11 protein-coding genes are annotated in these 16236 nt (G+C 47.9%); 10 read left to right on the top strand and 1 reads right to left on the bottom strand.

What is annotated here, in order from left to right:
* The first annotated feature begins 14 nt into the window (after positions 1 to 14).
* The 10 genes from BQ8005_RS07850 to BQ8005_RS07805 all read left to right on the top strand — a co-directional run bounded on the left by BQ8005_RS07850 (position 15) and on the right by BQ8005_RS07805 (position 15075).
* A complete protein-coding gene (locus BQ8005_RS07850) occupies positions 15 to 2126 on the top strand; it encodes a glycoside hydrolase family 2 protein (RefSeq protein WP_075317665.1) in 2112 nt (703 codons plus the stop codon).
* Positions 2062 to 4512: a beta-galactosidase gene (locus BQ8005_RS07845; RefSeq protein ID WP_234984018.1), complete on the top strand. Its 2451-nt coding sequence runs from the start codon at positions 2062 to 2064 to the stop codon at positions 4510 to 4512. Before BQ8005_RS07850 ends, BQ8005_RS07845 begins: the two co-directional genes overlap by 65 nt.
* A gap of 42 nt (positions 4513 to 4554) precedes the next feature.
* Positions 4555 to 6504 (top strand): family 20 glycosylhydrolase, encoded by a 1950-nt coding sequence (locus BQ8005_RS07840; RefSeq protein ID WP_075317664.1) that lies wholly within the window; start codon positions 4555 to 4557, stop codon positions 6502 to 6504.
* Between the two features lie 14 nt (positions 6505 to 6518).
* Positions 6519 to 8981, top strand: coding sequence for a glycoside hydrolase family 3 N-terminal domain-containing protein (locus tag BQ8005_RS07835; RefSeq protein ID WP_159436227.1), 2463 nt, complete (start codon positions 6519 to 6521; stop codon positions 8979 to 8981).
* A 310-nt stretch (positions 8982 to 9291) separates the two neighbouring features.
* Complete coding sequence (locus tag BQ8005_RS07830) at positions 9292 to 9846, top strand: DUF4251 domain-containing protein (protein WP_021847060.1); 555 nt, start codon at positions 9292 to 9294, stop codon at positions 9844 to 9846.
* 46 nt (positions 9847 to 9892) lie between these two features.
* Positions 9893 to 10513: a DUF4136 domain-containing protein gene (locus tag BQ8005_RS07825; RefSeq protein WP_075317662.1), complete on the top strand. Its 621-nt coding sequence runs from the start codon at positions 9893 to 9895 to the stop codon at positions 10511 to 10513.
* Positions 10514 to 10529: 16 nt separating this feature from the next.
* Complete coding sequence (locus BQ8005_RS07820) at positions 10530 to 11174, top strand: outer membrane beta-barrel protein (RefSeq protein WP_075317661.1); 645 nt, start codon at positions 10530 to 10532, stop codon at positions 11172 to 11174.
* A gap of 281 nt (positions 11175 to 11455) precedes the next feature.
* Positions 11456 to 12343 carry an electron transfer flavoprotein subunit beta/FixA family protein gene (locus BQ8005_RS07815; RefSeq protein WP_075317660.1) on the top strand — a complete coding sequence of 296 codons (888 nt, stop codon included), beginning with the start codon at positions 11456 to 11458 and terminating at the stop codon, positions 12341 to 12343.
* A 6-nt stretch (positions 12344 to 12349) separates the two neighbouring features.
* Positions 12350 to 13369, top strand: a complete 1020-nt coding sequence (locus tag BQ8005_RS07810; protein WP_075317659.1) for an electron transfer flavoprotein subunit alpha/FixB family protein — start codon at positions 12350 to 12352, stop codon at positions 13367 to 13369.
* Entirely contained in the window at positions 13369 to 15075 is a 1707-nt protein-coding gene (locus BQ8005_RS07805; protein ID WP_075317658.1) for an acyl-CoA dehydrogenase family protein, read from the top strand. Before BQ8005_RS07810 ends, BQ8005_RS07805 begins: the two co-directional genes overlap by 1 nt.
* Positions 15076 to 15168: 93 nt before the next feature.
* On the opposite strand, the gene BQ8005_RS07800 is transcribed toward BQ8005_RS07805, so the two are convergent.
* Positions 15169 to 15951: a DUF6261 family protein gene (locus tag BQ8005_RS07800; protein WP_075317657.1), complete on the bottom strand. Its 783-nt coding sequence runs from the start codon at positions 15949 to 15951 to the stop codon at positions 15169 to 15171.
* Positions 15952 to 16236 lie beyond the last annotated feature (285 nt).

The following is a 16236-nucleotide window of genomic DNA, read 5'->3' as shown; positions in this document are numbered from 1 at the left end:
ACAAATAAATTTCTATGAAAAAAAGATACCTGTTTATTTTACTTCTCGTCGCAGTGCTATTTTGTCCTGTAGCGCAGGCACGTAAAATTACCTGTTTCAACGAAGGATGGCAGTTTATTAAAGGCCCCTTTGCAAACAACATCGTGTCCGCCCAAAACCAATGGAAGCGGAAATGGAATCCTGTTACCCTGCCTCACACTTGGAATGCTCGTGACATGCAGGAAATCGAACGGAACTTCTACGAAGGCGAAGCCTACTATCGAAAAGAATACTTCTGTCCTGCCGAACTGAAAGGAAAACGTCTCTATTTGAAATTTGAAGGTGTAGGAAGTTGTGCTGAAGTTTACGTGAATGGTAAGTTGGTAGGTAGCCACAAAGGTGCTTATGGGGCTTTCGTTTGTGAAATGGGCAATGCCTTGAAATATGGTGAAAATAACCAGATTGTGGTCAAGGTGAGCAATGCATCCCGTCCGGATGTTATCCCCGTCAATCATAGCTTATTCGGTGTTTATGGAGGTATTTATCGTCCTGTTTGGTTGATTGTTACTGAACCTTGTAGTATTACTTTGTCTGACTATGCTTCGTCTGGCGTCTATATCACTCAAAATAATGTTTCTTCTAAAAGTGCAGATGTGAAGATAAAAGTGAAACTGGACAATGGTACTTGGCAACCCTCACAAGTGAAACTTGAGAACGCTATTTATACTCGGGAGGGGAAAAAAGTTTGTTCGGATGTACAGGACATTCGTCTTTCGCCTCAAGGTATCAAAGACTACGTGTCAGAGTTTACTGTGAAGAAACCTCATCTGTGGCAAGGACGTAAAGATCCCTATCTTTACAAGGTAGTGACTCGTTTGATACAGGATGACAGGGTCGTCGACGAAATGGTACAACCACTCGGTTTGCGGCACTATGAAATCGTGGCTGGAAAAGGCTTTTTCCTGAACGGTGAAAAATATCCCATGTATGGTGTGACTCGTCATCAAGATTGGTGGGGGTTGGGTAGTGCTCTCAGTAATAAGGAGCATGACACCGATCTTGCCATGATTATGGACATTGGTGCTACTACCGTGCGTTTTGCCCATTATCAGCAGTCGGATTATATCTACTCGAAATGTGACAGCTTAGGACTTATTATTTGGGCTGAAATTCCTTTTGTAAATCGTGTGACTGGGCAAGAAAGGGAAAATGCGCATTCTCAGTTGCGTGAACTGATTCGTCAGAGCTTCAATCATCCATCTATCTATACATGGGGACTGCACAACGAAGTGTATGAACCGCATGAATATACGGCAATGTTGACGAGGGAACTGCACGAACTGGCCAAGACAGAAGATCCCGACCGTTATACTGCTGCTGTCAACGGTTATGGCCATGCGGAACATCCTGTGAACTTTAATTCCGATATTCAGGGGATGAATCGTTATTTCGGTTGGTATGAAAAGAAAATACAAGATATCAAACCTTGGGTGGAGGAACTGGAAAAGAAATATCCTGAGCAGATACTGATGCTGACTGAATATGGGGCTGGTGGGGTTGTGACACATCAAACCGAGCAATTGGCCGAGTCTGGAAATCCTTGGGGACAGTTTTATCCTGAAACTTTTGAAACAAAGCTACATGAATACCAGTGGAGTGTAATAGCTGAGCATCCCTACATCATCGCTTCCTATTTTTGGAATATGTTCGATTTTGCTGTTCCTACAAGAGTCGGTGGATGTATCCCTGCGCGTAATATGAAAGGTTTAGTGACTTTCGATCGAAAAATAAAGAAAGATGCTTATTATTTTTACAAAGCTAACTGGAGTCGAGATCCTGTGGTCTATCTGACTGAACGTCGTTATATAAACCGCGAACGAAAAAATACACATGTGACTGTATATTCCAACGTAGGAATTCCCAAAGTCTATTTGAATGGTAAGGAACTGACCACCATGCATCAGGGATACACTCAAATACATTACGTGTTTGATGCTACGTTGGACATGGGAAGGAATGTGGTGGAAACCATCGTAACAGCTCCCGATGGACAAGTGTACCGCGACCATATAGAATGGAACTATGCCGGAGAAAGTGACCGGAAAGCGGATGTTTATGAAAATCCGAATGAACATTTTGGCCTTTAACAAGCGCATGACTGAATTTCTATTTATAAACAAAAAAGAAATAGGAACAATAAATTACATGAAAAAAATAACATACAAATATCTGCTTTTGGCTATCATTGCTCTTTTGGGGGGAGCATGTGATAAAGAAAAAGGAATTTTCCAAATCAGAGACTATGCTTTTTATCTGAACGGAAAATCGGTGCAACTCATTTGTGGCGAAATGCATTACCCGCGTATTCCGCGAGAATATTGGCGTGACCGTATTAGGCGTGCCAAAGCGATGGGTATAAATACAATTTCTACTTATGTGTTTTGGAATATACATGAACGTCAGCCTGGAGTATTCGATTTCGAGGGACAAGCTGATTTGGGTAAATTTGTAAAAATTGCCCAAGAAGAAGGTCTGTATGTTATATTACGTCCGGGACCCTATGTTTGTGCTGAATGGGACTTTGGCGGTTATCCGGCATGGCTTCAACAGAATGAAGACATGGTATATAGAAGCCGGGATCCAAAGTTTCTGAATGCTTGCGAACGGTATATTAACAGATTGGGAAAAGAAGTAGGTGATCTTACTATTTCTAATGGAGGCCCTATATTGATGGTGCAGGTGGAAAATGAATATGGATCTTATGGTAATGATAAGGAGTATTTAAGTAAATTGCGGGATATGTTGCGGAATGCTGGATTTAATGTCCCGCTCATAACTTGTGATGGTGGTGGACAGATAGCAGCTGGTTCTGTAGAAGGCGTTTGGCCTACAATCAATGGTTCTACAGGCGAGGATATTATACAGACTTTGGATAATTATGTTCCCGGTGGTCCTTATTTCGTGGCAGAATTTTATCCAGCTTGGTTTGATGTTTGGGGACAACCTCATTCTGTTCGTAATTATGAAAAACCGGCCAAGCAGCTGGATTGGATGTTGCAACATGGTATATCGGTCAGTATGTATATGTTCCATGGAGGTACCAATTTTGATTATACTAATGGAGCCAATACAGCTTATGGGTATGCTCCTCAACCTACCAGTTATGATTATGATGCGCCTTTAGGAGAGTATGGAAATGCTACTCCGAAGTATTATGCTTTTCGTGAAGTTATTCAGAAATATCTACCTGAAGGAGAAAAGCTTCCTGACGTACCAGAAGAAAATCCAATCATATCCTTTCCGACTGTGAAATTGGCACAGTCCGCTCCATTGTCTGCCGCATTTACGAAACGAATCAAAACTCGTGTTCCTTTAACAATGGAAGCTGTCCATCAGGATTTTGGATACATCCATTATGAAACAGAGTTGACCGAACAGATTAAAGACGGTATTCTGGTACTAAAAGATTTGCGCGACTATGCTGTTGTTTTGTTGAACGGCAAATATGTAGGAAGTTTGGATAGAAGACATCGGCAGAATAAATTGCGGATTTCTGTTGATGAAATTCCGGCACAGCTTGAAATTCTTGTAGAGAATGTTGGACGTGTGAATTATGGGGAAGATATTCAGAATAACTTAAAAGGTATTACGGATAAAGTATTGTTGAATGGTAAAGAAGTAGAAGGGTGGATAGTCAGTCCCCTTCCGCTTTATCAGGCTGATGTGAGAAAATTCAACTGGAATGACGCTTCGGTCAAAGGATCTCCAGCCTTCTTTAAAGGTACGTTCCATTTGGATAAGATTGGCGATACCTTCCTGGACGTACGTGGATGGGGAAAAGGAGCGGCATGGATTAATGGACATTCTTTGGGTAAATTTTGGTATATAGGACCTCAACAGACCTTATATGTGCCGGGACCTTGGCTTAAAGAAGGTGAAAATGAAATCGTAATATTCGAAATGGAAGATCAAGGATGTCGTACTGTATGCGGATTGGACAAGCCAATATTAAACGATGTTAGAAAAGATAAAAATGCACCAGAGCGCGAAACAAAATATGATGAGCAAGAACCCATATTGGACAGAGGAGACCAAATTTATGAAGGACAGATGGAGAAAAATGCAGACTGGCAGACATTTATGTTTAATGGAAAAAAAACGTTGCGGCATTTATGTTTAGAAGTCTTGTCGTCTTACGATGGAAAACATTCTTGTATTAGCGAAATAGAATTGCTGGACGGAGAAGGAAAGAGCCTTTCGAAAGATTATTGGAAAATATTATATGCCAGCACGGAACAGAATGGCGAAGGGTATGCTGACCAGTTGATAGATGGTGACGTACATTCTTATTGGCATTCTCAATGGCAAAGCACAGCTTCTCATTTTCCTCATCAGTTGATTATAGATTTAGGAGAAATACAAGTGATCGGAGGAATACGTATAAAGTTACGTAATTCACAGGCTGCCGGTTGTATTAAAGACTTTCAGTTATATGGACGTCCTCAATTCTTTTTGTTTCGTAACCGCAAATAAATCATACTCAATTTAGTACTTAATTTTAAGTTGTAGAGAATTATGTTTAAAATATTCGTTACTCTTTTGTTTTTGTGTGTCCATATCCTAGTTGACGCACAAGAAAACAAGCCTTTCGTCATCCCCGAACTGAAAGAATGGAAAAGTGCTGAAGGTACATTCACGCCCACCGATGGAGGACGTGTTGTTTATAGCGCCCGTCAGCCGGAACTGAAAGCTACTGCAATCACCTTTGCCGAAGATCTTCACCTTATGTTCGGCAGCATATGGACTGTCAGTACCGACAAAGCTCGTCCGGGCGACATCGAACTGACACTCCACACCAAACGTCCCAAACATTCACCGGAAGAATACGAAGTCAGTATCGGCAAGAAAGTCCGCATAACCGCTCCGCAAGCCGTTGGCATCTATTGGGGAACACGCTCACTGCTACAAATCATGGAACAGAACGAAGCACACGCATTGCCCTGTGGTACCATTACCGACTGGCCTGATTACGCAGTGCGTGGTTTCATGCTGGACTGTGGTCGAAAGTTTATCCCCTTAGAGTTTCTTCAGGATTACGTCCGGATCATGTCCTACTACAAGATGAACACTTTCCAGATACACCTGAATGACAATGCCTTTCCACGGTTTTATCACTGGGATCTGATGAAAACCTACTCTGCTTTCCGACTGGAGTGTGACACCTATCCGGGATTGACGGCACAAGACGGCTCCTATACGAAACAAGAGTTCATCGACCTGCAGATATTGGCCGAAAGCAAGTTCGTCAACATCATCCCCGAAATCGATGTCCCTGCCCATTCACTGGCCTTTACCCAATACAAACCCGAAATAGGGAGTCAGAAATACGGAATGGACCATCTGGACCTGTTCAATCCGGAGACCTATAAGTTTGTAGACAATCTCTTCAAGGAATATCTGGAAGGGGAGAATCCGGTTTTCAGAGGGAAACAGGTACACATCGGTACGGACGAATACTCCAACAAGGACACGGCTGTAGTCGAAAAGTTCAGGTACTTCACCGACCACTACATCAAATATGTTGAGAAGTTCGGCAAGCAGGCATGTATTTGGGGCGCACTGACGCATGCCGCCGGAAAAACACCGGTCAAGTCGGAAAATGTCATTATGAACGCCTGGTACAACGGATATGCCGACCCGGCAGAAATGATCAGACAAGGCTACAAGCTGATAAGTATCCCCGACGGATGGTTATACATCGTACCCGCAGCCGGATATTATTATGACTATCTGAACACCGAACGGCTTTACAAGGAATGGACGCCTGCCCGTATCGGGAAGGCTGTTTTCGAAGAAAAACATCCCTCCATTCTGGGAGGCATGTTTGCCGTCTGGAACGATCATGCTGGCAATGGCATTTCAACTAAAGACATTCACGACCGTGTATTCCCTGCCGTACAGACATTGGCTGTAAAGATGTGGACTGGAGCACACCCGGTATTACCCTTTGAAGCTTTCGATCAAGAACGCAAGCAACTAAGTGAAGCACCAGGAGTTAATCAAAGGGGAAAGATAGGAAAAGGACAAGGACTGGTTTATGAACAATCCCAAATACACCCCAATTCGACTCTGCCTTATCGGGAAGCCGGATACGGCTATCGAATCGAATTCGACCTGCAAGGACAACCTGAAGCCTACGGTACAGAACTGTTCCGCTCGCCTACAGCCGTATTCTATCTGTCCGACCCCATCAAAGGCATGATGGGATTTGCTCGCGACGGTTATCTGAATACCTTCCCCTATCGGGTAAAAGACGAACAGGTAAAAGTCCGCGTGGAAGGTGACAACCGTTCAACACGTCTTTATATCAACAACAAACTGATAGAAGACATGCAAATAGGTCGCCAATATTTCAACGGGGGGAAAGACTCCATGAAATATGTACGCACACTGGTGTTTCCATTGGAAAAATCGGGAAACTTTAAAAGTCGGGTAACCAATTTGAAAGTATTTCAACAACAATAGTAAATGAGATGAAAATGAAAAGATTGACAGTCATGTTATTATGCGTCGGAATGTGCTTTCCGGCTTTAGCTAGAAAAATTCAAGATCCATTTCCCCACAAAAAGGAAATCTATAAAAAGGGCTGGATCGACTTTAACAAAAACGGAAAGAAGGACATCTATGAAGACCCGACACAGAATATCGAGAAACGAATCGACGACCTGCTTTCACAAATGAACCTGGATGAAAAGACTTGCCAACTGGCTACCTATTACGGTTACAAGAAAGCTCTGGAAGACAGCGTACCTACCGCCGCATGGAAAACAAATATACTGAAAGACGGAATAGCCAACGTAGACGAACACCTGAACAAGGAAATTGGAGATCCGAATACATTGGCCACGGCGCTGGCCGAAACTCAACGTTTCTTTGTGGAATATACTCGATTGGGTATTCCTGTGGATTTTACAAATGAGGGAATTAGAGGTCTATGCGCGCGTAGTGCAACCAGTTTTCCGTCGATGAATGGACTGGGATGTACATGGGACAAGGAACTGGCTTATATGCAAGGTGTCATTGAAGGCCGGGAAGCCCGTGCCATGGGCTACACCAACATCTATGCCCCTATTCTGGATGTAGCGAGAGACCAACGCTGGGGGCGGTGGGAAGGGTCTATCGGTGAAGATCCCTATTTAGTAGCACGTATCGGAGTAGCCATGAGCAAAGGTATACAGAGCCAGCGGGTTGTATCCACTCCCAAACACTATGTCGGTTACGGTGACTGTAAGGCGGCCCGTCAATGGGATTCGCGTACTGATCCTCATATTACTCCTTCGGAAATGTATTATATTCATGAATACCCCTTCCGGAAAGTCTTTCAGGAAGCAGGCGCTTTGGGCGTGATGTGTGCCTACAATGACTACGACGGGGTACCTATGGCCGGTAATTATCATTATCTGACAGAAGTTCTGCGTAAAGAAATGGGATTCAAGGGTTATGTAGTATCAGACAGCTATGCTATTGGCCGTTTGAATGGTGTACACAAGGTTACCCCCAATTATAAGGAATCTGGGCGTAAGGCTATAGAGGCAGGACTGAATGTACGCACCGAGTTCAATGATCCTACTGAATACATCACAAATATTCGCGAATTGGTACTGGAAGGCAAGCTATCTATGGAGAGGGTAGATGAATTGGTAAGAGATGTCTTGTATGTTAAGTTCTGGTTGGGCTTGTTCGACAATCCCTATACCGGTTCTACCAAGGAGGCTTCCGATATCGTTTCATGCGAAGATCACTTGAATACCGCATTGCGGGCTTCGCGTGAATGCCTCGTACTGTTGAAGAATGCTGATAACATGCTTCCCCTCCAGACCCGATACCGCAAGATTGCCGTCATCGGTCCCAATGCCGACTCGAAAGATTACATTCCAGCACATTATGGTCCGATGGGCTTCGAACGTTTTTATAGTGTAGTCGACGGACTCAAAAGTGTCTATCAACATGATGATGTAGAAATCAATTACGTCAAAGGTATCGATATCGTAAACCCGGGTTGGCCCGAAAACGAACTGATGTGCGACACCCTGACGACCGGCGAACAACAATCCATACAGGAAGCCGTAGAACTGGCACGCCGCAGTGACGTGGCCGTACTGGTATTGGGAGATAACCAACGCACCTCCGGCGAAAGCCGTACACGTAGCAGCCTCGATTTGCCCGGACATCAGGAACAGTTGCTCGAAGCAGTCGTAAAGACAGGAAAGCCTGTTGTGTTGGTTCTCATCTGGGGACGCCCCACAACCATTAATTTTGCTGACCGTTATTGCAAAGGAATTTTGGCTGCTGGATATCCAGGTGCACAAGGCGGACTGGCCATTGCAGAAGCATTGAAGGGAGACTATAATCCTGGAGGCAAACTTACCGGTACTTGGCCCAAAACCGTCGGACAACTTCCGATGAATATACCGACCAAGCCCAATGCCAACTGGGAACCGATGAAATACCGTTCTGCTGCAAACAAGGGATTGTTGTACTGCTTCGGACATGGGTTATCCTATACAACTTTCCGTTATGACGATTTGAAGATAGACAGTATTCACACCCAGACCGCTCATGTCAAAGTATCGTGCCGAGTGACTAATACGGGAACTGTGGCTGGAGACGAAGTGGTACAGCTATATGTCAACGATGTAGTAAGTTCTACCACCACCTATGAGAAGAATCTTAGGGGATTTGAACGTATCCATTTGCTGCCAGGTGAAAGTAAGGAAATCACTTTCAACATCGTTCCCGATGATTTGATACTTATTAACGAACAGAAGGAACGGGTAGTAGAACCTGGCGAGTTCAAAGTGTTGGTGGGCAGCTCATACGAGGACATTCGGCTGGCTGATAGTTTCTACTATCGTTCGGATATCGCAACGGATGGAGATCTTCAGCCTATAGAAAAAGGAAAGATGATTGATGAATCGAACTTCAAGGAAGAAAAGGAATAACGAAGGAGTTTCTAAAATGAAAGAGCCAGCTTCTGCATGAAAATGCGAGAGCTGGCTCTTTTTATATCGTCTTATTTCTACTGTCATTTCGGCAGGGCTTTTTTACACTTCGGTAGTTTTTTCATGATTGCAACAGTGATAACCATTACTTTTACTTCCGCAAAAATAAAGAAATCTTGAGATGCTTGAATAAAGGATAAAAATGCTTCTGCTTAAGCATTATTAGTCAAAACACAAGCAGTAAAAAGGCATGGATTTTGTTTTAATAATAAAGCTTGGGTAATGTTGCCCGGCAGAAAAAATGTGAACGATGAAGAATTTGACATGGATGATGGCGATGTTCCTGCTCATGCTGGCAGGGAGCGCCGCAGCACAAGAAGAAAAGGAATTGACAAAGGCTGAAAAGAAAGCCTTGCAGGAACGTATTGACAAGTATCTGCACGATGAGGCAGAAGAGGCTCTTAACAACCGCGCTTTCACACTGGAGGCTGATCAGGTGATATTCAAGTATGGACAAACGGCACATGTGACGGCTAATACCAACTTTGTTTCGGTGAAGGATGACCATGCTGTTGTGCAGACTGCTTTCAATATTCCTGTCAGTGGTCCGAATGGACTGGGTGGTGTGACTGTAGAAGGGATATTTTCGGACTATGAGCTGAAAAAGGACAAGAAAGGAAATATTTCGCTTTCTATTAACGTGATGGGTACAGGTATTTCGGCTCGTGTGGACATCACGCTCTATGAGGGAAGTAACAAGGCTACGGTCAGCATTACGCCTAACTTCAATTCGAATCGCATGACGCTTAACGGTGTGATCGTGCCGATCGAAAAAAGTAGCGTATTCAAAGGACGTTCTCTATGAGAAGGACAGGACAAATGATGTGCAATAAACTTAACTATAGAAATTTATGAAAAAGATTTTATTATTGGCTTGCATGGCGCTGACGATTGTGGCATGTGAAAAAGATCCCGATCTGGGACAACTGGATTCGGATATGGTGGTTTACACCGATTATGACAGCGAGACGGATTTCAGTAAATTCCAGACTTATTTCCTGCCGGACAGTATTCTGGAGGCAGGAAGTCACCACGCTACATACTGGAAAGACGAGAATGCGCAAAAACTTATTGATGCTGTAGTGGCTGAAATGAATAGTCGTGGTTATCAACGGATCACTGACCCTGAACTGAAGTCGGAGGCTGACCTTGGTGTACAGCTTTCCTATATCGCCCAGCGAGTAAATATCTCCAGCGGTTGGTGGGGTGGCTGGTGGGATTACGGCTATTGGGGTCCCTGGTGGGGCGGCTGGTACTATCCTTACACTGTCAACTATAGCTATGATACCAATACGCTGGTTATGGAAATGGTAGACCTCTCGGATGGGGGAGAAGAGAATGCCAAATTGCCTGTGGTATGGTATGCTGACGCATCGGGTTACCAATATAATTCGAATTACGATATCCGCCTGATGACCGAGGCCATTGGACAGGCTTTTGAGCAGTCACCCTATATTCAGTCTAACAAATAAGAAACGGAGGTTTACAATGAAAACAATATATAACCAAAACATACTGAAGACTCTGGTGTTGGCAGCTTGCATGCTGCTAGCCTTCCTTCCACAAGCACAGGCTCAATATGCTTCGCAGCGAAAAGTACACTTCGCCGTAGATTGGCAGATGAATGCTCCTCTGGCTACCGATTTCACTGACAAAATCAGTGGCTGGGGTATGAATTTTGAAGGCGTTTACGACGTGACGTCCCATTTTTCGGCTGGTGCGTTCCTCTCGTTTCATACCAATCATAGCTACGTAGGGCGCCAGACCATCAGTCTTTCGCCAACCGAAAGCCTGACTACGGACCAGCAACGCTCGGCTTTCCAATTACCTTTCGGAGCCACGACGGCTTATACCTTCTGTACGAATTCGCACGTCCGCCCTTATGTCGGCGTCAAGCTGGGAGCCATGTTTGGCCGTTATACTACTTACTTTGGTACAGGTGGTCTTTATGATACCAGCTGGGGATTTTATGCCTCGCCTGAAGTTGGCCTCAAAATCTATCCGAACTTACAGAAGAATTGGGGCTTCCACATCGCCGGTTACTATAGTTATGCGACGAACCGGGCAGAGACATTGACTGTCGATATTGAGGGACAGAACAACGTCGGGTTCCGCCTGGGTGTCTTGTTCTGAACGAGGACAGACCGTCCTTTTTATATTTTGTTATTTATTTGAAGAGCCCGTAGGCTTGTCATAATCTTTGGCAAACCTGCGGGTTTTTCTTGTGAATAATAGGAGGAAAACGGGTAGGGGAACAGGGTGTAATTGCTCATTCCCGTCTGTATTGTGCATTTTCTGTCCCTATTTCTTGCCAAACCCGACACTTTCCGTAAATTTGCAGGCTGATAGCCAACTATATATTGGCAGTTGACAGAAATAAAAAAGAGAAATACTTATACTAATTATTTAATATCATGAGTTTGAAAATCGTAGTATTGGCAAAACAAGTGCCCGACACCCGCTGTGTGGGCAAGGATGCCATGAACGCCGACGGTACCATCAACCGTGCGGCCCTTCCGGCCATTTTCAATCCGGAAGACCTCAATGCGCTGGAGCAGGCGCTACGTCTGAAAGACGCACACCCGGGATCGACCGTCACCATGCTCACCATGGGACCAGGACGTGCAGCCGAAATCATTCGCGAAGGACTTTATCGTGGTGCTGACGGCGGTTATCTGCTGACCGACCGCGCCTTTGCTGGTGCCGACACACTGGCTACTTCGTATGCACTGGCTACAGCCATCCGTAAGATTGGCGAGTATGACATTATTGTCGGTGGTCGCCAGGCTATCGACGGCGATACGGCACAGGTCGGCCCGCAGGTAGCTGAGAAACTGGGTTTGCCGCAGATTACTTACGTAGAGGAAATCCAGGAAGTGAAGGACGGTCGTATTCGCGTGAAGCGCCATATCGATGGTGGTGTGGAGACCGTAGAAGGTCCGCTTCCCATCGTGCTCACCGTGAACGGTAGTGCCGCTCCTTGCCGTCCGCGCAACGCCAAGTTGGTGCAGAAGTACAAACGTGCCATGGGCGGACAGGAGAAAGCTGCTCTGACTAAAGACGGTGCTGAACTGCCCTATGCTTCGCTCTACGAACAGCGCCCCTATCTGAACATCACGGAGTGGAGCGTGGCTGACGTCAACGGCGACACTAAGCAATGCGGTCTCAGCGGTTCGCCCACCAAGGTGAAGAAAATCGAGAATATCGTCTTCCAGGCCAAGGAAAGCAAGACCCTGACAGGCAGCGATGCAGATGTAGAGAACCTGATTGTTGAACTTTTGGCTAACCACACTATCGGATAAAGAATTATGAACAACGTATTTGTATATTGTGAGATGGACGGCTGCCATGTTGCCGACGTCAGTCTCGAACTTTTGACCAAAGGCCGTAAGTTAGCCAATGAATTGGGCTGCCAGCTGGAAGCCATTTGCGCCGGCACCGGCCTCGAAGGTGTAGAAAAACAAGTGATGCCTTTCGGCGTAGACCGCGTACACGTGTTCGACGCTCCGGGTCTCTTCCCTTATACTTCCCTGCCCCACACTTCCATCCTTGTCAACCTGTTTAAGGAAGAGAAGCCTCAGATCTGCCTGATGGGTGCCACCGTCATCGGCCGCGACCTCGGCCCGCGTGTATCTTCGGCCCTGACCAGCGGACTGACCGCCGACTGTACCCAACTGGAAATCGGTAGCCACGAGGACAAGAAGCTTGGCAAGACTTACGAAAACCTGCTCTACCAGATCCGTCCTGCTTTCGGTGGTAACATCGTAGCCACCATCGTCAACCCCGAACACCGTCCGCAGATGGCTACTGTCCGCGAAGGCGTGATGAAGAAAGAGATTCTCGACGAAAACTATCAGGGGGAAGTAATCCGTCACGATGTGGCCAAGTACGTGCCCGAAACGGACTACGTAGTCAAGGTCATCGACCGCCATGTGGAGAAGGCCAAACACAACCTAAAGGGTGCTCCCATCGTAGTGGCCGGAGGTTACGGTATGGGCTCGAAGGAAGGCTTCGACATGCTGTTCGAACTGGCCAAGGAACTCCACGCCGAAGTAGGTGCCAGCCGTGCCGCCGTCGACGCCGGCTTTGCCGACCACGACCGTCAGATTGGCCAGACCGGTGTTACGGTTCATCCCAAACTGTACATCGCCTGCGGTATCTCCGGCCAGATCCAGCACATCGCCGGCATGCAGGATGCGGGTATCATCATCTCCATCAACAACGACGAGAACGCTCCCATCAACGCCATTGCCGACTATGTCATCAATGGAACGGTGGAAGAGGTAATTCCTAAAATGATTAAGTACTACAAAAAGAACAGTAAGTAATGGCAAACTTTTATACTGAACACCCGGAATTGCGCTTCCATCTGAACAACCCGCTGATGGAACGCATCTGCGAACTCAAGGAACGCAACTATAAAGACAAGGATGAGTACGACTACGCACCGCAGGACTATGCCGACGCTATGGACTCATACGACAAAGTATTGGAAATCACCGGCGAGATTACCGGCGAAGTGATTGCTGCCAACGCAGAAGGCGTGGACGAGGAAGGTCCCCACTGCGCCAACGGCCGTGTGGAATATGCCAGCGGTACGAAACAGAACCTCGACGCCATGGTGAAGGCCGGCCTGAACGGCATGACCATGCCGCGCCGCTACGGTGGCCTCAACTTCCCCATAACTCCCTACACCATGTGTGCGGAGATCGTGGCCCAGGCTGATGCCGGCTTCGGCAACATCTGGTCGTTGCAGGATTGTATCGAGACGCTGTATGAATTCGGTAACGAAGACCAGCACAGCCGTTTCATCCCCCGCATCTGCGCCGGCGAAACCATGTCTATGGACCTGACCGAGCCCGATGCCGGTTCCGACCTGCAGAGCGTCATGCTGAAAGCTACCTACGACGAGGCTAACCAGTGCTGGCGCCTGAACGGTGTGAAGCGATTCATCACCAACGGCGATGCCGACCTGCACCTCGTACTGGCCCGCTCCGAAGAAGGTACACACGACGGCCGCGGCCTCTCCATGTTCATTTACGACAAGCGCGACGGCGGTGTAGACGTACGTCGCATCGAGAACAAACTTGGTATCCATGGCTCACCCACTTGCGAACTGGTTTACAAGAACGCCAAGGCCGAACTTTGCGGCGACCGCAAGCTGGGTCTGATCAAATATGTGATGGCGCTGATGAACGGTGCCCGTCTGGGTATTGCCGCACAGTCTGTCGGCCTCAGCCAGGCAGCCTACAACGAAGGTCTGGCCTATGCCAAAGACCGCAAGCAGTTCGGCAAGGCCATCATCGAGTTCCCCGCCGTTTACGACATGCTGGCTACGATGAAGGCCAAGCTCGACGCCGGCCGCTCGCTGCTCTACCAGACTTCACGCTACGTCGACATCTATAAGGCGCTGGACGACATCGCCCGCGAGCGCAAGCTGACGCCCGAAGAACGTCAGGAGCAGAAGAAGTATGCCAAGATGGCCGACGCCTTCACACCGCTGGCCAAGGGTATGAACTCCGAATACGCCAACCAGAACGCCTACGACTGTATCCAGATTCACGGCGGAAGCGGCTTCATGATGGAATATGCCTGCCAGCGCATCTACCGCGACGCACGTATCACGAGCATCTACGAAGGTACTACCCAGCTGCAGACGGTGGCCGCCATCCGCTACGTGACGAACGGCACATACGCTTCCATCCTGCGCGAGTACGAGCAAATCCCATGTAGTGAGGCTATGCAGCCGCTGATGGATCGTGTGAAGGAGATGACCAACAAGCTGGAAGCCTGCACCAACGCCGTGAAGGAAGCCCAGAACCAGGAACTGCTCGACTTCACCGCACGCCGCCTTTACGAGATGGCTGCCGATTGCGTGATGTCACAGCTCATCATCCAGGACGCTACAAAGGCTCCCGAACTTTTCGCCCAGTCAGCACAAGTTTATGTCAACTACGCTGAGGCCGAAGTAGAGAAGCACTTCAACTTCATCCGCAAGTTCAAGGCCGAAGAGTTGGAAAGCTACCGCAAGTGATACGTGTCCGCCTTCGGGCGACGCACTATAAACGAAAAAGAGGATGTCCCCGCTGTGGGGGCATCCTCTTTCCGTTTTTTCTGAGGGATGGCGTCAGTCCTCTGCCCCTTGTGTCGGAGGCGTTCCGTTGTCGGCCTCCCCGCGCTTGCGGCGCCGCCCCTGGTTGGCCAGCTCCTGACGGAGGCGATAGGCGGCACCGTTGTGCCAAGCCACGACGGTCAGCACTTCGTCCGTTGGTTGGGTGATGGCCAGGGCACCGATGTATTGCGTTAGGGCGCGATAGGCACGGTCTACCTGTCGGCGCGTCTGCTGCGTGTCGATGGCGTGCAGCTCGCTGCGTAGCAGGGCGTCGTCGGCCGCTTCGCCGCGGTAGACGGACTCGAACGCACGTTGCGCCTCGTCCAGCGCCTGCACCTCGGCGGCGAGGCCCAGCAGGGCGATTTCCGAGGCAGTGGGTTCGGCTTGCAGGAGCTCGGTCAGGCGGCTGTAGGCCGACGACGACTCGCCGTACTTGCGGCGTCCCGTCCCGCGGTAGGGGGCGAGTAGGTCGATGAGGTGTTGCGCCGCACGGCGGCGGGGCTCCAGCGGATTGGCGCGGTGGGCATTCACGGTTTGCAGGATGACGCCCAACAGGCGGTCGCGGCGGAGGTCGGCTTCGAGCAGCTTGCGCGTGCTGTTCAGGCCGCGCGGGCGCACGTAGATGCGGCTCTCCACCTGTAGGGCGGCGCGGTAGGCCTGGAGCAGGGGCGTCAGGTTGGGGAAGGACGCCTCCAGCGGGGCAACGATGTCGGCAAAATCGTTGTGGAAGCCGTAGTGCGTGGCGGCGGGCAGCTGTGATACGGGAAATTGGTCGAACTTGGGGTGATTTTTGTCCATATTTCGGTTCGTTTATGTTTTCATGCGGCTAAGATAGTGGATTTTTGTTTATTTGCAGGGGTGCAAATGATTAAAAATCTCGATTTTTGTTTGTTTTTAGGGGTACAAATGGTTAAAAATTGCGATTTTTGTTTGTTTGTAGGGGTACAAGTGATTGAAAATCGTGATTTTTGTTAGTTTGCAGGGGTGCAAGTGATTGAAAATCGCTTTTCCCACCCCGCCGCCAGCCGTTTTCCGCCCTACGGAGCCGGCGGACGGGCAGCAGGGTGGAGGATTGCGAAAAAT

Source organism: Bacteroides togonis (assembly GCF_900130135.1).
Taxonomy (GTDB): Bacteria; Bacteroidota; Bacteroidia; order Bacteroidales; family Bacteroidaceae; genus Bacteroides; species Bacteroides pullorum.
This window is presented reverse-complemented; position numbering and strand designations above follow the sequence as displayed.